23 protein-coding genes are annotated in these 19,043 nt (G+C 58.2%); 11 read left to right on the top strand and 12 right to left on the bottom strand.

The window, feature by feature from the left end; translation table 11 throughout:
* Window positions 1–87 precede the first annotated feature (87 nt).
* Entirely contained in the window at window positions 88–1,152 is a 1,065-nt protein-coding gene (locus WCS52_06740) for a M42 family metallopeptidase (GenBank protein ID MEI6166873.1), read from the top strand.
* 7 nt (window positions 1,153–1,159) lie between these two features.
* On the opposite strand, the gene WCS52_06735 is transcribed toward WCS52_06740, so the two are convergent.
* The 3 genes from WCS52_06735 to WCS52_06725 are packed head-to-tail and all read right to left on the bottom strand — an operon-like array spanning window position 1,160 to window position 3,528.
* Window positions 1,160–1,855, bottom strand: a complete 696-nt coding sequence (locus WCS52_06735) for a glycosyltransferase family 2 protein (GenBank protein ID MEI6166872.1) — start codon at window positions 1,853–1,855, stop codon at window positions 1,160–1,162.
* An 18-nt stretch (window positions 1,856–1,873) separates the two neighbouring features.
* Window positions 1,874–2,974 carry a recombination-associated protein RdgC gene (gene rdgC, locus WCS52_06730; GenBank protein MEI6166871.1) on the bottom strand — a complete coding sequence of 367 codons (1,101 nt, stop codon included), beginning with the start codon at window positions 2,972–2,974 and terminating at the stop codon, window positions 1,874–1,876.
* A gap of 53 nt (window positions 2,975–3,027) precedes the next feature.
* On the bottom strand, window positions 3,028–3,528 hold the full coding sequence (locus WCS52_06725) for a hypothetical protein (protein MEI6166870.1): 501 nt from the start codon (window positions 3,526–3,528) through the stop codon (window positions 3,028–3,030).
* Between the two features lie 107 nt (window positions 3,529–3,635).
* On the opposite strand from WCS52_06725, the gene WCS52_06720 reads away from it, so the two are divergent.
* Genes WCS52_06720 through WCS52_06705 form a run of 4 tightly spaced genes read left to right on the top strand, consistent with a single transcriptional unit; the run spans window position 3,636 to window position 7,451 of the window.
* Window positions 3,636–4,055, top strand: a complete 420-nt coding sequence (locus tag WCS52_06720) for an archease (GenBank protein MEI6166869.1) — start codon at window positions 3,636–3,638, stop codon at window positions 4,053–4,055.
* A gap of 13 nt (window positions 4,056–4,068) precedes the next feature.
* Window positions 4,069–5,499: an RtcB family protein gene (locus WCS52_06715; protein MEI6166868.1), complete on the top strand. Its 1,431-nt coding sequence runs from the start codon at window positions 4,069–4,071 to the stop codon at window positions 5,497–5,499.
* Between the two features lie 7 nt (window positions 5,500–5,506).
* Window positions 5,507–6,619, top strand: coding sequence for a GTPase HflX (hflX, locus tag WCS52_06710; GenBank protein ID MEI6166867.1), 1,113 nt, complete (start codon window positions 5,507–5,509; stop codon window positions 6,617–6,619).
* Window positions 6,612–7,451, top strand: a complete 840-nt coding sequence (locus tag WCS52_06705; protein MEI6166866.1) for a metallophosphoesterase — start codon at window positions 6,612–6,614, stop codon at window positions 7,449–7,451. The genes hflX and WCS52_06705 overlap by 8 nt, the downstream gene beginning before the upstream one ends.
* Window positions 7,452–7,593: 142 nt before the next feature.
* On the opposite strand, the gene WCS52_06700 is transcribed toward WCS52_06705, so the two are convergent.
* The 3 genes from WCS52_06700 to WCS52_06690 form a co-directional block, all read right to left on the bottom strand.
* Window positions 7,594–7,905, bottom strand: a complete 312-nt coding sequence (locus WCS52_06700) for a DUF1844 domain-containing protein (GenBank protein ID MEI6166865.1) — start codon at window positions 7,903–7,905, stop codon at window positions 7,594–7,596.
* Between the two features lie 105 nt (window positions 7,906–8,010).
* On the bottom strand, window positions 8,011–8,397 hold the full coding sequence (locus tag WCS52_06695) for a hypothetical protein (GenBank protein ID MEI6166864.1): 387 nt from the start codon (window positions 8,395–8,397) through the stop codon (window positions 8,011–8,013).
* Window positions 8,398–8,515: 118 nt separating this feature from the next.
* Window positions 8,516–9,490 (bottom strand): hypothetical protein, encoded by a 975-nt coding sequence (locus WCS52_06690; protein MEI6166863.1) that lies wholly within the window; start codon window positions 9,488–9,490, stop codon window positions 8,516–8,518.
* Window positions 9,491–9,654: 164 nt separating this feature from the next.
* Here WCS52_06690 and WCS52_06685 point away from each other — a divergent pair, with 164 nt between their 5' ends.
* The 5 genes from WCS52_06685 to WCS52_06665 all read left to right on the top strand — a co-directional run bounded on the left by WCS52_06685 (window position 9,655) and on the right by WCS52_06665 (window position 12,051).
* Window positions 9,655–10,494 carry a hypothetical protein gene (locus WCS52_06685; GenBank protein MEI6166862.1) on the top strand — a complete coding sequence of 280 codons (840 nt, stop codon included), beginning with the start codon at window positions 9,655–9,657 and terminating at the stop codon, window positions 10,492–10,494.
* Between the two features lie 60 nt (window positions 10,495–10,554).
* The gene (locus tag WCS52_06680; GenBank protein MEI6166861.1) at window positions 10,555–10,947 is read left to right on the top strand and encodes a choice-of-anchor R domain-containing protein; all 393 of its coding nucleotides are present in this window, start codon (window positions 10,555–10,557) and stop codon (window positions 10,945–10,947) included.
* Window positions 10,944–11,240, top strand: a complete 297-nt coding sequence (locus WCS52_06675; protein ID MEI6166860.1) for a PEP-CTERM sorting domain-containing protein — start codon at window positions 10,944–10,946, stop codon at window positions 11,238–11,240. Before WCS52_06680 ends, WCS52_06675 begins: the two co-directional genes overlap by 4 nt.
* A gap of 264 nt (window positions 11,241–11,504) precedes the next feature.
* Window positions 11,505–11,741 (top strand): DUF4160 domain-containing protein, encoded by a 237-nt coding sequence (locus WCS52_06670; protein ID MEI6166859.1) that lies wholly within the window; start codon window positions 11,505–11,507, stop codon window positions 11,739–11,741.
* Window positions 11,722–12,051: a DUF2442 domain-containing protein gene (locus tag WCS52_06665; protein ID MEI6166858.1), complete on the top strand. Its 330-nt coding sequence runs from the start codon at window positions 11,722–11,724 to the stop codon at window positions 12,049–12,051. Before WCS52_06670 ends, WCS52_06665 begins: the two co-directional genes overlap by 20 nt.
* A gap of 137 nt (window positions 12,052–12,188) precedes the next feature.
* Here WCS52_06665 and WCS52_06660 read toward each other — a convergent pair whose 3' ends face one another.
* From WCS52_06660 to WCS52_06635, 6 genes are all read right to left on the bottom strand, one after another.
* Window positions 12,189–13,034 carry a helix-turn-helix domain-containing protein gene (locus tag WCS52_06660; GenBank protein ID MEI6166857.1) on the bottom strand — a complete coding sequence of 282 codons (846 nt, stop codon included), beginning with the start codon at window positions 13,032–13,034 and terminating at the stop codon, window positions 12,189–12,191.
* A gap of 57 nt (window positions 13,035–13,091) precedes the next feature.
* The gene (locus WCS52_06655) at window positions 13,092–14,216 is read right to left on the bottom strand and encodes an ABC transporter permease (protein MEI6166856.1); all 1,125 of its coding nucleotides are present in this window, start codon (window positions 14,214–14,216) and stop codon (window positions 13,092–13,094) included.
* 70 nt (window positions 14,217–14,286) lie between these two features.
* Window positions 14,287–14,961 carry an ABC transporter ATP-binding protein gene (locus tag WCS52_06650; GenBank protein ID MEI6166855.1) on the bottom strand — a complete coding sequence of 225 codons (675 nt, stop codon included), beginning with the start codon at window positions 14,959–14,961 and terminating at the stop codon, window positions 14,287–14,289.
* Window positions 14,962–15,023: 62 nt separating this feature from the next.
* Window positions 15,024–16,370, bottom strand: a complete 1,347-nt coding sequence (locus tag WCS52_06645) for a TolC family protein (protein ID MEI6166854.1) — start codon at window positions 16,368–16,370, stop codon at window positions 15,024–15,026.
* The gene (locus WCS52_06640; GenBank protein ID MEI6166853.1) at window positions 16,367–17,305 is read right to left on the bottom strand and encodes an ABC transporter ATP-binding protein; all 939 of its coding nucleotides are present in this window, start codon (window positions 17,303–17,305) and stop codon (window positions 16,367–16,369) included. The genes WCS52_06645 and WCS52_06640 overlap by 4 nt, the downstream gene beginning before the upstream one ends.
* 22 nt (window positions 17,306–17,327) lie before the next feature.
* Complete coding sequence (locus tag WCS52_06635; GenBank protein MEI6166852.1) at window positions 17,328–18,284, bottom strand: efflux RND transporter periplasmic adaptor subunit; 957 nt, start codon at window positions 18,282–18,284, stop codon at window positions 17,328–17,330.
* A gap of 83 nt (window positions 18,285–18,367) precedes the next feature.
* Between WCS52_06635 and WCS52_06630 the strand changes: the two genes are divergently transcribed.
* The gene (locus WCS52_06630; GenBank protein ID MEI6166851.1) at window positions 18,368–19,009 is read left to right on the top strand and encodes a 3'-5' exonuclease; all 642 of its coding nucleotides are present in this window, start codon (window positions 18,368–18,370) and stop codon (window positions 19,007–19,009) included.
* The last annotated feature ends 34 nt before the right edge of the window (window positions 19,010–19,043 follow it).

Below are 19,043 nucleotides of genomic sequence, written 5' to 3'. Positions count from 1 at the left end.
GTTTGGGGAATAGGGATTTGCCTGAGGGATTGACGAAATCCCTGTCCGTGATACCTTTTAGAAATTCAATGGAGGAGTAATTCTGTCATGCAAAAAGATTCTTTTGATTTTCTGAAACAGGTGATCGGGGTGGCCAGTCCTTCCGGGTTCGAATGGCACATTCAATCTATTTTCAAAAAGCGGATGGCGGACTATTGCGATGAAGTCCGTGCCGACGTGCATGGCAATCTGATCGGTGTCATCAATCCTGGGGCGCCGGTCCGGGTGATGCTGGCGGGGCATTGCGATGAAATCGGGCTGATGGTGGTGCATATTGAGGATCGCGGGTTTCTTTCCTTCGCGGCGGTGGGTGGCATCGATCCAGCGGTGATCAGCGGACAGCGCGTCAAGATCCACTCGGCGAAGGGAGCGGTGTTTGGCGTGATCGGACGCAAGCCGATTCATATGCTGGAAGCGGAAGAGCGGGGCAAGGCGATCAAGTTGCACGAGATGTGGATTGATATCGGCGCGAAGAACCGCAAGGACGCGGCCCGGGTCGTCGACATTGGCGACTATGTGACGATTGATGTCGGTCTCGAAAAAATGATGAACAATCTGGTGGCCGGGCGTGGATTTGATGACCGGGCGGGCGCGTTCGTGGTGGCCGAGACCTTGCGGCGGTTAAAAGGGCGCAAACTCAAGGTGGCGGTCTACGGCGTGACCAGTGTCCAGGAGGAGATCGGGTTGCGGGGAGCCCGCACGAGCGCTTTCGGGATTGATCCGCATGTGGGGATTGCCGTGGATGTCGGGTTTGCCTCGGATTATCCCGGGGGAGAAGTCAAACGCACCGGCGAGTGCAAACTGGGCAAGGGCCCGACGCTGCATCGCGGTCCCAACATCAATCCGGTGTTGGCCCGGGTGATGGAGGCGTCTGCCAAAAAGAACAAGATTCCCTTTCAAATTACCGCGGAGCCCTCGGCGACGGGGACGGATGCGAATGCCATGCAGGTGAACCGGTCCGGGGTGGCTGCGGCCCTGGTGAGCATTCCTAACCGCTATATGCATACCTCGGTGGAGGTCATCTCGCTGGATGATCTGGATAACTGCTCGAAACTGCTGGCCGAATTCATCGCCGGGATGGACCCCCAGCAGAAGTTCATTCCTGGAATGTAGCAGGCGCTCAGTCCACAAAGCGGTATTTGATGATGCACCAGAGGGCGCGAAAACCATCTTTCCAGGTGATTTTCTTGCCTTCCTCGTACGATCGGCCGTAGTAGGAGATCGGCACTTCGTAGATGCGCCAGTTGCCGTGGCTCACCTTGGCGGTGATTTCAACTTCAAACCCGAACCGGTCTTCCTTGAGGGAGATGGTTTTCAGGACCTCCCGCCGGAAGACCTTGTAGCAGACCTCCATATCGGTGAGGTTCAGATTGGTCAGCATGTTGGACAGGGTGGTCAGGAATCTATTGCCCTGATAGTGCCAGAAGTAGCAGACCCGGTGGGGGCCGCCGCCCAGGAAGCGAGATCCAAACACGACGTCTGCGCGGTTTTCGAGAAGGGGTCGCAACAGGAGGGGATATTCACGGGGATCGTATTCGAGGTCGGCGTCCTGAATGATGACGAAATCACCGGTGGCGGCAGCAAAGCCCGTGCGTAAGGCCGCGCCCTTGCCCCGGTTGATGTCATGATAGAGCACCCGCCATTCGGGATGATCGATTGCCACCTGCTTGAGCACATCGCGGGTCCCGTCCTTGGAGCAGTCGTCCACCACGATGAGTTCCTTCTCCAGTCCAACCTCAATACTGGCCACCAGTTTCAGGATGTCCAGAATGGTCGCGGCTTCATTATAGACAGGAATGACAATGGATAATTTCATTTCAGCTCCCTGTTAGCCCTATTTGCGTGCCGTCCGTTCACTGACCCAGTGATGAATGGCTTCCCGTGTTTTAGCCCAGGTTTTCTCATTGGTTCTCTCCTTGAGAAAACAGTCATAGATCTCAAGGAATGCGGTGGTGAAAGTGGAGAGGGAGGTCATGCGCTCCTGGAAGCGGCTGATCGGCTCCAGTTTTTCGCCTTCGGGCAACTTTAAGCCCCTGAAAATAAATTGATCAGCGTCAAGCGTGACCTGCCAGGTGTCCTGTCCGCGGGCAATCAGGAGCCGGGCTTTGCGGAGCTTCTTGCCGCTCAGCAGGGCGATCTTGGCCTCCACGCTGATTTCGGGGGTGCCGCGCCGCAAGACGGTCTCGTGGGCGCCCTGACCCTCAAGCACAAAGGTCAGGGGGCCTTCAATCATGATGGCAAAGTCCCCACCGGAGGGAAGTTTGATGGTGCCGCCGCGGGTCTCGGAGTAAAACCACATCCAGGTCAGGAAATCCTGACCCGCATTATTGTCGGCCGCATCATCCTCGCAGTCAGGGGAGAAACTTGAGGCGGCGAGATCGCGCACATCAATATGCAGGCGCTTGGCGGCGGCATTTTGCGGGGTGGCCGGAATCAGTCCAAACCCCAGTGCTTCCCGGAAGCCGGCTTCCAGCGCATCGACCTGTTTGTCGGAGGTGGCTTCGGCAAAGACATCATGGCTCTCCGGGAGATGCACCAGGGCCATGCCTTTCAATTGAGGCGGCATCGTGGGCAGGAGACGGGCCTCGATTTCCTTGCGGATTTCGCTGCGGGTCTTCCGATCCAGTTCCGCGCGGCCTTCCGCCATCATGCGGGCGAGTTCTTCCATCCGGCATTCGGCCCGTAACAGGGATTCCGGGATTTTGCGTTCAGCGCGCATCAGGGACAGCCGGAGGTAACTAGCCCAGAACGCAGTGTCCGCATTGATGTTCGTGTCCAGAAGGTGGCGGCCGGTGACCCAGCCCTGGATGGGGGTATCGCCGAGGGTGGTGATGGGCGGGGCTGCACGCCGGGCGAAACGCGCGACATAGTCCTTGGGTAACAGCTGTTGGAGGTAAAACATCCGGAAGGTCATACTTCCGCTTTCAAAAGACATGAGCGTTCTCCTTGGGCAAGACTCGGGAATAGTCGGGGTTGGTAATCAGGATATCAGGCGTAGCCGCGCTTTTGCAGTTCACGGGCAATGGCCATTTGGAATTCCTGCACATCCTGGGCGGAGGGGCGGTAATTCTTGTCTTTGGCGCCCAGCGCCAGGCGCCCGGCCTGATCCAGGGACCAATTGGCTTTCACGCCATCTGAAAATACCACCGTACCGCTTACCAGGGAGCCAGGCAGGGTCAACCGGTCGACATCCACCGTCACGCCGCCAGTTCCCGGCACGGGTTCCGGAACGAGTTCGGGGATCTCTTCTGTTTCCGGGATAGCGGTGGCATCGGCTGGGAGGGCGTCAGGCCCGATCGATTGCGTGATAGGGGGGCTTTTGCGTTTATCTTGAATGTCCAGGCCGAGCTCAATCACTAGGAAGCGCACATCCATGTAGGTGAGGCTCAGTTTGAATTGATCGGTCATGCGCCGTTGGATTTCCGAAAGGCCGCAACCCTCTTTGACCCATTGAGTTACAAGTGTTTTTTGTTCGTCATTCAGTTGCATAGTCAGGTGTCCATTTCACTGGGTGGAAAAAGTTGAAACCAGTATTTCAGAATCATCTTGGCCTGTCAATCGGGCGTGGTAACATATCCATGAGGGATGACAGAACCATGAATGCACGATGGGAACATTTTGAGCATCAGGCGGATATCGGGGTTCGCGGATATGGGGCCACGCTGGCTGAGGCATTTGAGCAGGCCGGGTTGGCGGTCATTGCAATCATGGTGCCGTTGGAGCGGGTGGTGCCGGGCACCCGGGTGCGGGTGGCGTGTGAGGCGCAGGATGATGAAATGCTGTTTGCGGACTGGCTGAACAGCATTGTGAGGGAAATGTCGATACGGCGGATGGTGTTTTCCCGGTTTTGCGTCAGCATTGAGACGCATCGGCTGAGCGGTGAGTTGTGGGGTGAATTTCTGGATATTGATCGACACGAGCCCTCCGTCGAGGTGAAGGCGGCGACCTACTATGAGTTAAAGGTCTGGCAGGATCCGCAGGGCGGGTGGGTGGCGCAGTGTGTCGTCGATGTGTGAGAGGAGGCAGGTGATGAATAAGACAAGCCTTATCAAGCGATCCGAATGGGCGTGGGAGATCCCCCGGACCGGCGGGATGCGGGTGCCGGGCGTGTTGTATGCGTCTGAGCCCCTGATTGAAGAATTGGATAATAAGGTTTATGAGCAGCTTTCGAACGTGGCGGCGCTGCCGGGAATCGTAAATGCGGCCTATGCGATGCCTGATGCCCACTGGGGATATGGGTTTCCCATAGGCGGAGTGGCCGCGTTTGATCCACAGGAGGGTGGGGTCATTTCTGCAGGGGGAGTCGGTTTTGATATTTCATGCGGGGTTCGCACCATGCTGACGCCCTTCAGCTACCGAGATCTTCATGCTGTCCGGGCCAAGTTGGCGGATGCCCTTTTCTACCATGTCCCCGCAGGGGTGGGGAGTACCAGCCGCTTGCGTTTAAACGCGCGCGAAATGACCGCCATGCTCGCCGGGGGAGGCAAGTGGGCGGTGGAAGAAGGGTATGGATTGCCGGGCGATGTGGAGCGCATTGAAAATCAGGGGCAATGTGTTGATGCCGATCCCGATGAGGTTTCCAAAGAGGCCCGGCGCCGGCAGGTGGAGGAAATGGGAACGCTGGGGGCGGGTAATCATTATCTCGAAGTTCAGGTGGTCAGGGAGATTTTCGATGAGCCGGTGGCCCGTGCGTTTGGCCTGGTGCCGGAGGGGGTCGTGGTCAGTATCCACTGCGGATCACGCGGGTTGGGCCATCAGGTGGCCACTGAATTTTCGCGACGCATGGTGATGGAGGCGGCCGAGTACGGGATCACGGTGCGTGACCGTGAGCTGGCGTCGGTGCCGGCCTATTCTCCGCCCGGCAAGAGTTATTACGGGGCGATGTGTGCGGCCGCCAACTGTGCCCTGGCGAACCGTCAGATCCTGTCCCATTTTGTCCGGGAGGTATTCCGTTCCGTACTGGGGGAGGCGCCGTTGGAACTGTTGTATGATGTGTCTCACAATCTTTGCTCACTGGAAGATCACGAGGTGGCGGGAAGAAAGAAGCGTCTGTTTGTGCATCGCAAAGGAGCCACCCGTGCGCTGGGACCGGGCAGTCCGGCCCTGCCGGCGTGCTATCGCGACGTCGGACAGCCGGTTCTGGTCGGGGGCACCATGGGGACCGCCTCCTACATCCTTGTGGGGTCGGTAGAAGGGGATCAGCTGGCCTTCAGTTCCGCCTGCCATGGGGCGGGGCGCAGTCAGAGCCGGAGTCAGGCCTTGAAGCAATATCGCGGCGAAGATGTGGTTGAGACCTTGAGGGGGCGGAATATCACCATCAAAACCCGGTCCTATCGTGGCGTTGCCGAAGAGGCCCCCGCAGCGTATAAGGATGTGAGTGAAGTGGTGCGGGCCTCGGCAGGCGCCGGATTGGCGCGAATGGTCGCCCGCCTGGAGCCGATGATTTGTGTGAAGGGATGATTCGAAAATGAGCATTAAAGGTCAACTCAGTCAGATTGCCAGTGAACGGGCCTTGTTAGTTCAGGTGGTGGTCGGGCGTGCGGGGCGGATCGTGGCCAAGGACTCCCTGGAGGAACTGGAGCGGCTGGCGGATACCGCCGGGGCTGTGGTGCTGGGGTCCCTCTCGCAAAATCGGCCGGCCCCGACCCCGAGGTACTTTGTGGGTGAAGGGAAAATCGAGGAGATCAAGCAGGCGTGTCAGCAGGTGAATGCCAATCTGGTGATTTTCGACAATGAGCTTTCGCCGGTTCAGGTGAATAACCTGGATCAGGCGATCGGCGTAAAGGTGATCGACCGGACCGAGGTGATCCTGCAGATCTTTGCCCGGCGGGCCCGGTCGGCCGAAGCCCAGATTCAGGTGGAGTTGGCGCAGCTTCAATATCTGGTTGGACGATTGCCGGTTTCTGAAAAGCAGGCGCGGTTCAGCGGGGGGATCGGGATGAAGGGCCCGGGAGAGAGTCCCCTGCGCCTGAGGAATGAGCCGATGCGCCGCCGGATCAAGGACTTGAAAGACAAGCTGGAAACCATTCAGGAGCGGCGCGAACGGACCCGTTCGAGACGGCCTTGGGCCGCCGTCAGTCTGGTGGGCTATACCAATGCCGGGAAGTCTACCCTGCTGAATGCCTTGTCCGGCACCGATGCCTATGTGGATGACCGGCTGTTTGCCACGCTTGATACCAAGAGCCGGCTGGTTCATCTGGCCGAGGGCTTGGATGCCTTGTTGACGGATACAGTCGGCTTTATCCGGCACCTCCCGCATGGGCTGATTGCGTCATTCCGTTCAACGCTGGAAGAGGTGGCGCAGGCGGATGTCCTGATTCATGTGGCGGATGCCGGACATCCCTATGTGAGTGAGCATTGTGAAGTGGTTTTCGAAACCCTGACTGAAATGGGCGCGGACAAGGTCCCTGCGCTGCTGGTATTCAATAAATGCGATACGCCGGAGGCCAGTGAACGGATTTCGGAATTGCTTGGAATGTATCCGGGGTCACTGCCGGTGTCCGCCTTGAGCGGGGCGGGCTTGGAGGCGTTGAAGCAGCGTCTGGCGGAAATGACTTCCAGCAGGGGGCAACATGGATAAGGGCGTCGGGCTGAGGCTGTGGCTGGTGCTGGTATTGATTCTGGCGGGAGGATGCGCGCCTGCAAGGGAGAGCGAACAAACGGCCACGGGGGCGGGGGCTCACTTTTATTTCGTCCAGCTCTCTGACACCCATTGGGGCGCTAAAGACGGCATCGCGATGACCCGGAGTGCGGTCGACCTGATCAGTCAGCTGCCGGTAAAAGTTCAATTTGTGGCGGTGACGGGCGATCTGTTTGCGGATTCCATCCGGAATGAGCAGGTGGTTCGGGACGGGGTGGCGGTGCTGAAGGGGTTGACGGTGCCGGTGTATTGCGTGCCGGGCAATCATGACATTCTCCAGGACGATTTTGCCCGGACCCAGGCCCTTTTTGATGAAACGTTCGGGGTCAAGGAGCAGAGGGTGATGATCAAGGGCGTGGCTTGTCTTTTTCTCTCGTCCGAGATTCCGCCTGGTGAGAAGCGGAGTGCCTGGCAGAGTGAACGAGCCACTATTGAAAAACTGATAGGGGCCTCGACGGGGCCTGCCCTGATATTTTTGCATCGGCCCCCCTTGCGCGATGTGCTGGGAAATGAGGAAAAGGGAGCCGGGTCCTGGAGTGACGTTGCCGATTCCCGGTGGCTGCAATTATTTGAGAAATACCCCGGCGTGAAAGGGGTATTTGCCGGCCATTTTCATCGGGACGAGATGATCTGGATCGGAACCGTTCCGGTTTATGTCGCGCCCGCGTTGGCTCGATTCTGGGATCGGCAACCCTCTTTCCGGTTATTCGAATATCAGGATGGGCGCATCAATTATTGGACGCTGTATCCTGAACGTCCGGCTAGAAAATAAGTTGTTGAGTTGTCAGGTTGCTGAGTGGTTACTAACCTTTCCTGAAAGAGCCACGCCTTATCAGGCGCGGCTACGTAGCCGCCGCTGATAAGGCGTGGCGGGACCGTGTCAGGACTAATGTGGGAATATTAGTGCCAGCCCGTCAACTGGCCTTGGGCGCGGCTTCCGGTGCCTTGGCCGGGGCGGTAGCCGAGGTCTCCACGTAGTTCATCCGCAGTGACGTAAGGATGTTTTTAACCAGCCGATCCTCATCATGGTCCAGATTCCCCTTGGTTTTTGCCTCCAGCATTTCAAGCATATCGATGGTGGCTTGAGCGGCTTCAAGGTTAAGCTCCGTTTTCCCGGTCATCGGATCGATGATTTTCCCCAGCTGCTGCATGGCAGATGAGGACAACATCATGATCAGTTCCATGAACATGGCTTTATAAATGTCAGGCGTAGCGGGGGATGGCATGAAAAATCTCCTTTCCAGACAAAAGTGATGACAGAATCAACAGAATACACAAAATTAATTTTGTTTCATTTTGTACATTCTGTCCAAATTCGTATGGGGAAAGAGTTAGGCTTTGGCTTTTTCAGGATTACGGAGCACGAACAAGCCCGGGGAATCCTTTTTGAAAGAGCGGTCGGTATACATTTTCACATTCAGGGCGTTAATCGGATCTTGAGAGCGCCACTGGTAGCCACCCGCCAGGCTGGCGTCATAGATTTCATGAACCGACAGGGGTTTGCCGGCTTCGACCAGGATGTTGCTGATCATCTGGCGCAAACTCGGTTGGGCTTTGCGGGGAAGCCGCATGTTGCGGACGGTCACGCTTAAGGGGGTGGGGCGCTTTTCGGCCTTCTTGAGGATCGCCGCCATTTCGGTTTCCAACAGCTCAATCTTCTGCCGGAGCAGCATGATTTTTTTTAGATCATCTGAACATAACTCGTTTAAATTAATCATAGGATACTCCTTCTCGTTGTTAGAGTGGAGATTATGCATATGGATGATGATGAATCAAACAGTTATTTTGTGATCTAAATAGTGACCAATGTCCCTGTTAATTATCCTGTGCCTGAGGTTAGAAGGCATACCCGACGGTCAGGCCGCCGGTGAGCGCATTCAGAGAGAACTCCTCGTCGATTTCAGCATAGTATCCGGCGAGCTCGCTGCCATACCCCTTGTCGGTTGAGGTGCCGGAGGCCTGGATTGCAAGCATCTCGATACGCCCGAGCACAAACAGGTGGCGCGTCAGGTCGTAGCGGAGTTCGGCGGCCCCTTTGGCGCCGATGCCGGCCATGGTGGCGGTCGAACGCTTCTGCCGGAGGATATGGTCATCTTCATCCCGGACGAGCGCCGGGCCAAAGCCGATTTCACCGCGTCCGGAGAACTGTTTGAATTTTACCAGCACGCAGGCATCCAGATACGGCATCACAATATCGGCGTTATAGGTGGCGACCACGCCGCTCTGGGTGTCGTGCGCCAAGTCGGGCTGGGATGGGTACCATTGATCCACATTGCTGATCGTCCAGTCTAAATGCTGGTATAGCAGGCTCGGCCCCACGCCGAGGGACCAGGTGGCGCGAGTGGCGGAGGGGGCCGGGTGGAGCCAGTAGCGCAGGCCGCCATCGGCTGTTACGGCGTTGAGTTCGGCATCGGATTCGGAATAAATGTCCAGCGAGCCTGAATCGTCGATCACGCCCCAGTCCGAATCTTCCATTTTGGAGGAAGGCTCTGTCAGGTTCATCATCAAATTCCCGAATATTTCAAGGTTTCCGTTCCAGATCAGGCTGCCCCCTACAGATCCGTAAGCTACGTTCAGCGGGAATTTAAGTTCACTGATCTTGTCGGGCAACTGAATGGAACCCTCCTCGGGGGTCCACGCCGACCCGCCGATGGAATAAGTGGCATTTCCCAGCCAGTAGCCGGCTCCCGCCTGGAGGCTTCCCGTCAGGGGGGGCTGGGTTGATGGTTTTCCTTTTTGGGGTGTCTGGGCCATTCCGGAAACGGACGTCAGGCAGAGGGACAAAAGAATCATTCGACTGATAGGGTTCATGGTTTGGCTCCTTGTTTTCAGGTTGATACCAGCTATAACGGTTATGCCTGAAGGTCAGTATAGGTATCCCGGTGTTGAAGGCAAGTCCCCTTTGTTGTTGAGTTGCTGAAGCGGAGAGAGCCTGCTATTGTCCGGGCAACGATGTGCGTTTAAAGGAGTTTACTGTGAAACGATGTTTGATTATAGCTGGGTTTATGGCGCTGGGTGTGGCAATCGAATTGACGGCGGCCCCTGTGGGGTTGGCGGTAACACCTGTGAAGCCGGCCACATCGACGGTGAAGTCGGTCGCGAAGTCGGTTGCGCCGGTAGCGGCTCCTGTGAAGACGACCACGGCCGTGACGAAGCCGGCGGCGGTAGCCCCTACGAAGCCCGTTGTGGCGGGTAATCCCCCGGCAAAGAGCACCCCGGCGTCTGCGGGCGGCCTGGGGTTGACGGTGAAGGCGGGCACATTGGGTGCGGGCCTGGAGGCCACGGTGGGGGTCAATGATTACCTGGGCTTCCGCTTTGGTGTCAACATGATGAGTGCCGGGCCATCCATCGAGCGGGATGAGGGAACGATCAACACTGATCTCGACTGGCTTTCTTATGGCCCGCTGGTGGACCTGCATGTGTTTGGGGGCGGGTTCCGGGTGACGGGCGGTGCCTTGATCAATAAGAACAAGTTTAACCTGAAGGCGAATCTGAACGATAGCGTGACCTTGGACGGGCAGGCCTATGATCTAAGTGCCCTGAGTGGGCAGGTGACGTTTAGCGAATGGGCGCCCTATCTGGGGTTTGGCTACGGCAATGCGGTGGGGGCTGATGGGCGATGGCACTTCGCCTGTGACTTCGGCGTCATGTTCCAGGGTGAACCGAAAGTGGAGGCCAGCGCCACCGCCTCTGATCCCGCCTTGCAACCCTATGTAAACCAGGCGCTGGCGAAAGAGGTCGCTGATATCCAGGATGATGCCAGTGCCTTCCAGTTCTATCCCGTGATCTCAGTGGGTGTCTCGTACCGGTTCTAATGTGAGTTTAGACAACAGAAAGGGGAATTGGTTGCGGGGATTTTACCGCACTCTAAATTTATGAAAACAAACCTTCTTCCATTGTTTTTTGTTCTTCTGATTGCTCCTTGGTGGGTGGCGAACGCCGGACTTTCCCTGGATAACCGCTTCCCGGATCCCACTCCCGGAATGCAGGTGGTCCAGCGTGTCCTTTCCTCGTCGTCATGGTACGCAACCCCGATCACAACCGATGGGTCGGGGTATACCTTGACCGAAGTGACTGCGGAGATTGAGGACTTCAACCCCGCCGGCACCCTTTTTATGGAAGTTTGGAGCGTGAGCGGATCCCCGAATTACGCTCCGCTGGTGAAAATCGACCGACTTTCCCTCGTTGACGCCAATTATCCCAAGGTCTTTACGGGAAACGTGAGCCTGAGTGCTGACACCAGCTACTTCATCGTGACGGGATCGTGACGGGCGTTGATAACGGAGGTGGGCAGTGGCGGGAAAACGTTAATTACGGGGATCCGTTCGGTCCCTATTTTTCGGTTCAATCCGGAAGCTGGACCCTTTCAACTCTCGGCGTTGGTCCGCCTCAATCGTTAAAAAGCGTTGATTTTGGGGCAACATGGACCGATGGCGGCGCGCTGTCGGCCCCTTTGCGGATGTCGATCACGGCCGTGGCCGTTCCCGAGCCCTCGACTTTCGCGCTGTTCGGCCTCGGAGTTCTCGTCCTCGCCAGGCATGCCCTGCGCCGGCGGGCCTGAGTATTCCTTCTCGCCCTCTCTGATCAAAGTCCGGCCCGTTCCTGGAGCCAGAATGCCAGACTCCGCTGTCGTCTCACCGCAGGGGGCAGACCTCCTGCTAAAGCTTATGGATATTGGATGATGTGATGCTTGGTGTTGTAGGGCAGATGCTGGATTCACCCTTTCGATGATAAGAAAATCGTTAGTGCAGAGGATAGACAGGACAACGCGACCTCTGTCATAATGTTGGCTTGAGACGATGAGTAACTTGGAGGATGGTATGCGGTGCCGACGGTGTTGAGGATTGGCCGGTTCAGATTTCATTTCTATTCCGATGAACGTGGTGAGCCGCCGCATATTCATGTCGCCACGGCTGACGGGGAGTGTAAGTTCTGGCTGGAGCCGGTGGAGCTGGCAGGAAACAAAGGGCTTCGTGCGGAAACCGTTCGGCAGATTGAGCGGTTAGTTTATGAACATGCCGGGTACTTGAAGGAGAAATACAATGAAAACCATGGCGGTTAAAGCCTCACAACAAGTAGAAGCGTTGGCCGTTCGCGTCTGGGTTGAAGGGCGCAGGATTTTTCTGGAACTAACGGATGGTCGCATCTTTGGCTTCCCCGCTGACCGGTTCATACGCCTTCGCGATGCTTCGGACGCGCAATTAAAGAAAGTCTCGCTTCGGCTCAATGGCTATGCATTACGGTGGGAGACCTTGGACGAGGATATCACCGTACCAGGCGTTGTGGCTGGCCATTTCGAACTCGCTCCGTCATCCCAAGGGACCTTGGCCGTTGCTGAGGGGCGTGCGGCATACGGAAAAAAACAGATTTGAGCAGCGAAGAACGGTCAGTCTGATGACTTCGCGGTTGTTGGGGTGGAGATAGAAGGCCCACGTGTACGTGCGTGGGGGCCTTCCGGGGGTTCCGAGAGAGTATGCCATTATGACGGCGGCGTGGTGACATCGGCCGGTCAAGGTGGTGCCGGTAATTCCGTCGCAGGTGCTGCCTCAGTTTGTGTGTCGGAAAGTTCTTCCTGAGAGGTCAGTATCTCGGCCTCTGTCACTGCTGTGGGCACCTCAGGCAGTACTGATTCTGGCGGCGGTTCCGGTTCCGGTGCGGGGGGCGGTGTGGCTTCTGGTTGTGTGGGAGTCGGCGCGACAACGGGGGCCGGGTCCGGGATAGGGGTTGGCTCCAGGTTGGATTCAGGGGAAGCGGCTGTTGAGTTGTTGGGTTGTTGGTCGAAATTTGGCGGAGGGACTGGGGGCGGGGGTTCCTGCGTCGGGGTTTCAATCGCGATGTTGACTGGTGACGGTGTGGCCGGTGGAGGTGTTCCTTCCTGAATCCCATCTGTCCTCTCCCCTTGAGGGAGAGGATTTAGGTGAGGGGTTTCTGGAGCAGGGGCCGTCACTTCAGGCGTTATTGCGTGCGTCTCTGCGGGTGTGAACACCGGTGTTGAAATGGAAGGATCCGCCTCGGGCGCTGATGCCGCCGGGACGTCGGCATCCACCTCGATTCCCGGTGGCACGTTCTCGATGGCAATCTCGGGTTCCGGTGGGGGTATCTCCTCCACGACCGGCTGGGCGATGGGTTCAACAGGAGTCGCCTCAATGGGGTGAGGTTGATGTTCGCCATGGGCCTTGCTGATGGCGATCTGATCGGGTTTGAATCCCAGTTGGGTGATAGCGGTGCGGATACGGGCTTGAGTGGTGGGGCTGATCCGGTACTTGCCAGCCTTCCCGTTAAGCACAAATGAGACCGCCGACAGGGAGACCCCAGCGGCCTTGGCCACGTCGTTAATGGTTGGTGTCGAGCTCATGCTAAAGCTTATTAACACTGGATATTATGAAATGCAAGGGGGCAGCGCCCGCTGGGTTCAGAGCGTCTTCCGCAGGCGCCAGGCGGCCAGCAGGTTGAAGAGGAGGCCGAGGATCAGCATGCCTAGCAGATGCGGAAGGACATCCAGAAACGAGGCGTCCTTGAGAATGATCTGGCGCAGGGCGGCAACGAAGTAGCGGGGGATGATGAAATGGGTGATACCTTGAATGAGAAGCGGCATGTTCTGGATGGGGAAGATGAAGCCTGACAGAATAATGGCCGGCAGCATGGAGGTGAGGACGGCTACCTGGAACGCCATCTGCTGAGTCCGGGTGATGGTGGAGATCAAGACGCCCATTCCCAGCGCTGCGAACAGGAACATCAGCGTGGTGAGGCTCAAGAGCAGATAGGAGCCTTTAATCACAATGTCGAAAAAAACATACCCCAGGAACAGTACGGCAACCATGGTGCCGACCCCGACGACGACATAAGGCAGGAGTTTTCCCAGAATCAGCTCCTCCGGCCGGATCGGGGAGACCATGATCTGCTCCATGGTTTCGCGCTCTTTTTCACGCACAATGGAGACCGAAGTGGCCACGACGCAGGAGAGCATCAGCAAGAGCCCGATCAGGCCGGGAATGAGAAACTTGGCGCTCTGGAGCTCGGGATTGAACCAGATGCGGGGCTCCAGGGTGACGATGGGAAGCGCGTTAGGGAGACCGGCCTGTTGCAGGGTCTGGGTCCGGAGTTTCCGGGTCATGCGGTCTGCCAGGGCCTCGAGATAGCCGATGGTGGTGGCGGCGGTATTGGCGTCGCTGGCATCGACCAGCGCCTGAACGTGGGCGGGTGCACCTTGCGCGAGTGTTCGGGCATAGCCGCGGGGAATGATCAGAACGGCGCGAACCCGTCCGCGATCCAGCCAGTCTTTCACTTCCCCCGTCCGGTTCAGGGTGGCAATTTTGTCGAAATACGGGTTCTGGAACAGGCTGTCCTGAAAGGCGCGGCTTTCCGGCGTGCGGTCCTCGTCCAGCATGGCAATGCGGATATGTTTGACGTCGAATGAAAGCGCATAGCCATACAGCCCGAGCAGCATGGCCGGCACAAAGAGCAGGAGCCCCAACGACAGCGGGTCCCGGCGTATCTGCCGGAACTCCTTTTTTAAAATGGCCAGGAATCGACGCATAGTTAGTGAGTGAACAGTAAGCAGTAGGCAGTAAGCAGTGGGCAGTGGGGAGAATTTAGTTTGGTTTGTTTCATTCTGAATCCTGTTTCGCCAGCCTGATGAAGGCTTCTTCCAGTGTGGGTGAATTCGTTTGGCGCTTGATTTGAGTGGGGGTATCCAGGGCAATCAGTTTGCCGCCGTTGATAAAGCCGAGGCGGCCACAGAATTCGGCTTCGTCCATGAAGTGGGTGGTGATCAGGACGGTGGTGCCTTGGGTCGAAAGCGTATGGATCAGGTCCCAGAACAGGCGGCGCGACACGGGGTCCACGCCGCTGGTGGGCTCGTCCAGGAACAGAATAGGTGGGCTGTGCAAAATGGCGCACCCGAGCGCCAGCCGCTGTTGCAAGGCCCCCGACAACACCCCGGTCAGGCGGTGTTCGAGTCCTGCCAAGCCGGCCATGGCGATGACCGTGTCCATCTGGTGCCGGAGTTCGCTCCCGTCAAGGCCATAGACGCCGCCAAAGAAACAGATGTTTTCCACGACCGTCAGGTCTTTATAGAGGCTGAATTTCTGTGACATATAGCCGATGTTTTCCCGGACCTGGTCCGGTTGGCGGTTGATGTCGAAGCCATTGACCCGGGCCGTGCCGGCGGAGGAGGAGAGCAGCCCGCAAAGCATGCGGATGGTCGTCGATTTCCCTGCGCCATTGGGCCCCAAAAAGCCGAAGATCTCGCCATGCTCGACTGTGAAGGAGATCCGGTCCACGGCCGTGAACGTGCCAAAGCGCTTGGTCAGGCTTTCAATTTCAATGGCATGGTCGGGCGTTTTCAGCGGGATAGGTTCCTTTGAGTGTCATCCGGATAGGGCGGCCAGTGAATCGCATGGTGCAAGCGGGCCTCGGCAATCAGTACATCGGCTTCTGCGGCGATGCGCTGCGCGGTGGTGCCGGTTAATTTGGCCTGTGCGTCAAGAACATCGGAGTGGCGTGCGGCCCCGTTTTTCCATAGATCCGTGGCGACCTGCAGGTTCCGGGTGGCGCTCATTTCCGCATGTCTCGAGGTGCTGCGTTGGGCGAGGGTATATTCCACGGACAGGAATGCCGCGCGGGTTTCGGCGATGATGGATTCGCAGAGCGCCCGGGTATCATAGTCGTCACGCGCGGCCTTCGCCCGGGCTTCGGCCGTCCGGGCGCGGGTCAGGCCGCCATCAAACAGATTCCACGTCAGGGCGGCCCCGATGAAGGCATCATCCTTCCAGGTGTCTTCAGGGGGGAAGTCGTGAGGGTTAGGGTTCCCCTGCTCATAGCGTGCCACCAAGGCGAGTTGAGGGCGTGCCTCTGCCCGTGCCACCTCGATGAGGGCGGCGCTGGCCTGGGAGTTCATCCGGAGGCTGGCTAATTCCGGACGGTTTGAAAGGGCGATGCCCAGGGCATCCTCCAAGGTGGGACTCCAGGCCGTGCTAAGGCCATCCGGGGTCAGCGGGGTCTGACCGGCGGCCGGTTTCTCTCCGGTCAATTGAGTTAACTGGATCCGGCTCAGTTCCTCCTGTTGACGGGCGGATTGAAGCTGGAGCTGGATCTGATCGAGCAGTACCTCATTGGCCAGAAGATCGTTATCGGTCGCCAACCCGGCCTGTTTCAGGTTCCGGGTATCTGCGAGTTGCGTCTCTGTCCGGACGACGGCGGTCTGGAAGGCGTCAATCTGGGCAAGCGCTTTGCTCCATTGCCAGTAGACGGTCAGGGTATTAAGCGTGATATCAGCCGCCGTGGCGACCGTGGTCTGATAGGTGGCGGCCTCCTGATAGCGGGCGCTTTTCCGTTGCTGGCTGACGCGGCCACCCGTGTAGAGGGGCTGAGTAATCCCGATGGACGCGGTGTACTGGTCCTCAACGACCGGGAGGGTGATCCCGCCCGGGGCGACCGGGCTGTTTTCCAACCCCTCAAAGTGCAGGGCCTGGGCGCGGGCATCCAGGCGGGGCTTCAGTCCCGCGTCGGCCTCCAGGCGCCGGGCGGTGGCCATGTGAAGCTCTTCGTTCCGGCCTTTGAGGGCGGGGTGATAGGCCAGGGCCCGTTGCACAACGGTCTCGGGCGACAGGATGTTGGTTGTGGTTTCGGCATGGGCAAACGGGATGAGGAAGGGAAGAAAAATAAAGAGGCTTAAACAGAAGATTTTCATGAACGGGGTCCTTCTTGTGGGCTGCTCATCAGGGAGACAAAGACATCTTCAAGTGAGGGTTCAATGGCGTGGAATTGCATGCCGGCCTGCCCGTTTTGGGTCAGCCAGGTTTGGGCCTCGTGGACTTCGGCATCCCCGCGGGCGGCAAAAAAATGCAGCCGATCCCCGTATCGCACCAGGGCGGTGGGCGGCCAGCGCTGTTTCAGGATCTGATGTACGGCGGTCAGGGATTGGTTACCGACAATCGAATACATACGGCCGCGGAGGTCGTCCTTCACGGCCGTGGGGGTGTCCACCCGGATGACGTTCCCGGCGTGCATCAGGGCGATCTGATGGCAGCGCTCGGCCTCGTCGAGATAGGGGGTGGTCATGATGATGGTGATGTCGCGGGCGAGGAGCGACTGGAGGATGGTCCAGAATTCCCCGCGTGAGACCGGATCCACCCCGGTGGAGGGTTCATCGAGAAACAGGATTTCAGGCGTGTGAATCAGGGCACAGGCGAGGGCCAGTTTTTTCTTCATGCCGCCGGACAGGGCGGCGGCCAGTCGGGTGCGAAAGGGGTCCAGCCGGGTGAAGGCCAGGAGTTCCTGCCGATGCCGTTCGAAGTGCGCCACCCCGTGGAGGTCGGCGAAAAACTCGATATTTTCGTCCACCGTCAGATCCCCATAGAGGGTGAAGGCCTGGGAGAGGTAGCCGATCCGGGCCTTGATGGCCTCCGTCTCGCTACGAAGATCGAGGCCGAGGATGCGTCCGTCACCTGCCGTGGGCGTGAGGATGCCGCATAATAATCGCAGGGTGGTGGATTTTCCGGCGCCATCCGGCCCGATCAACCCGAAGAAGGTTCCGCGTTGAATAGAAAGCGTCAGCCCCTTTACCGCCTCCACGGCACCGAAGGAACGGCCCAGATTGTGTGTTTCTATGGCGGCATCTTGCATAAGAAGGATTCAGTCTTCTGTCTTAAAGATACCCATCGGCGGGCATGCCCGGCTTGAAAACATGGTTTGGGTTTGGCAGGGTGATTTTGATGCGATACACCAGTTTGGTGCGTTCGTCGGGGGTTTGCACATTGCGGGGCGTAAATTCGGCTTCAGATGAGATGAATGTGATCAGGCCTTCGTACCGCAAGGGGTCGCCATCCACCTTGATGTAAGCCTTCTGTCCGAGTTTTACCGTGGGAAGCCGGGTTTCAGGAAGGTAGAGCGAGAGCCAGACTTCATTCAATTGCGACAGGGTGGCCAGGGGGGTGCCCGCCATCACCATTTCGCCCTGTTCGACATTTTTGGTAGTGATCGTGCCGGAGGCCGTGGTTTTTACGGTGCAGTCGGAGAGCGCCTTCTCGGCTTGTCCAAGCCGGGCTTGGGCTAATTCAACGGCCGCCTGGGTGGCGCGGATTTCTTCCTGCCGGTTGCCCTTGACGAGGCGGTTCAATTGCTGTTCGGCGGCGGCCAGAATGGCGGTGGTTCGCTCCAGGCTGGTGACGGCATCGTCCCGCTGTTTCCGGGTAGTGCTGTTTTGAGCGAGCAGGATCTCCATGCGTTGGGCATCGGTGGCGGCGGCCTCCGCGGAGGCTTTGGCTTCCCGTACTTGGGCCCGGGCCCGCTGGATGTCCTCATCCCGGCTCCCGGCCAGCATCAGGTCCCGTTGGGCCTGCGCCTGGGCGAGGGCGGCGCGGGCTTCGTCACAGCGGAGCTGGTAGGTCAGGGGGTCAAGGGTGGCCACCCTCTGCCCGTTGGTGAGGGGGGTGCCTTCCTGGATCAGGAGCGAGGTGATGCGGCCCGGCACTTCAGGGGCCAGCCGGATCTGGGTGCACTCGATGGTGCCGGATCCATCGGGTTTATCGCTATTCAAGGTGCATGAGCCGCAGAGCAGGGCCGGGATGGCCAGAAGGCCTTTGATCCATGGGTAAGCATTCATGGCTTTCATTATGACCATCAGGGGGGCAACTTAACAACTGTTTTTGTTTGGTGAGTAACGAGGTTAGCGTTAAAGTGAACGGCATGACAGAGTTTGAAACCATGGCCGTGATTGACTTTGAGACGACGGGCATTTCGCCGGCGATGGGCGACCGGGCGACGGAAATCGCCGTCGTGTTGATCCAGGGGGGCGAGATCGTGGGGCGCTTTCAAAGCCTGATGAATGCCGGAGTGTATGTGTCCGGGTTTATCGAGCAGTTGACGGGGATCAGCAATGCCATGGTGCGGAATGCGCCGCCGGTGGCCGAGGTGATGGCGGCGGCCGCTGACTTTATCGGCCCCCATCCCATGGTGGCGCACAATGCCGCTTTTGATAGCAAGTTCTGGGATGCGGAGTTGGCCTGGATCCAGCGGGCACGGTGTCAGGAGTTTGCCTGTTCCATGCGGGTGGCGCGTCGTCTTTTCCCGCAGTCACCTAATCACAAACTGGGGACCTTGGTGCGCTATCTCCGGCTCCCGGACAGCGGGGTGCATCATCGCGCCATGGCGGATGCGGAAATGACCGCCCATCTGATGGTGAGAATCCAGATGGAACTGAAGCAGCGGTTTGGGTTACCTCATGTGCCTCACAAACACTTGCGTGCGATCCAGTCAGCGTCTGTTGCCAAGCTGGAGGCGACCATTAGCCGGATTCAAAAGGGGTCAACCGCAACTCTTCCGCAATAAAGGGGGCTATCCGATGAACATCACGACCGATGAA

It is taken from the genome of bacterium, from assembly GCA_037128595.1.
In the GTDB taxonomy this organism is placed as follows: Bacteria; Verrucomicrobiota; Kiritimatiellia; order CAIKKV01; family CAITUY01; genus JAABPW01.
The sequence above is the reverse complement of the archived record's forward strand: the minus strand, read 5'-3'. Positions and strand labels throughout refer to the sequence as shown.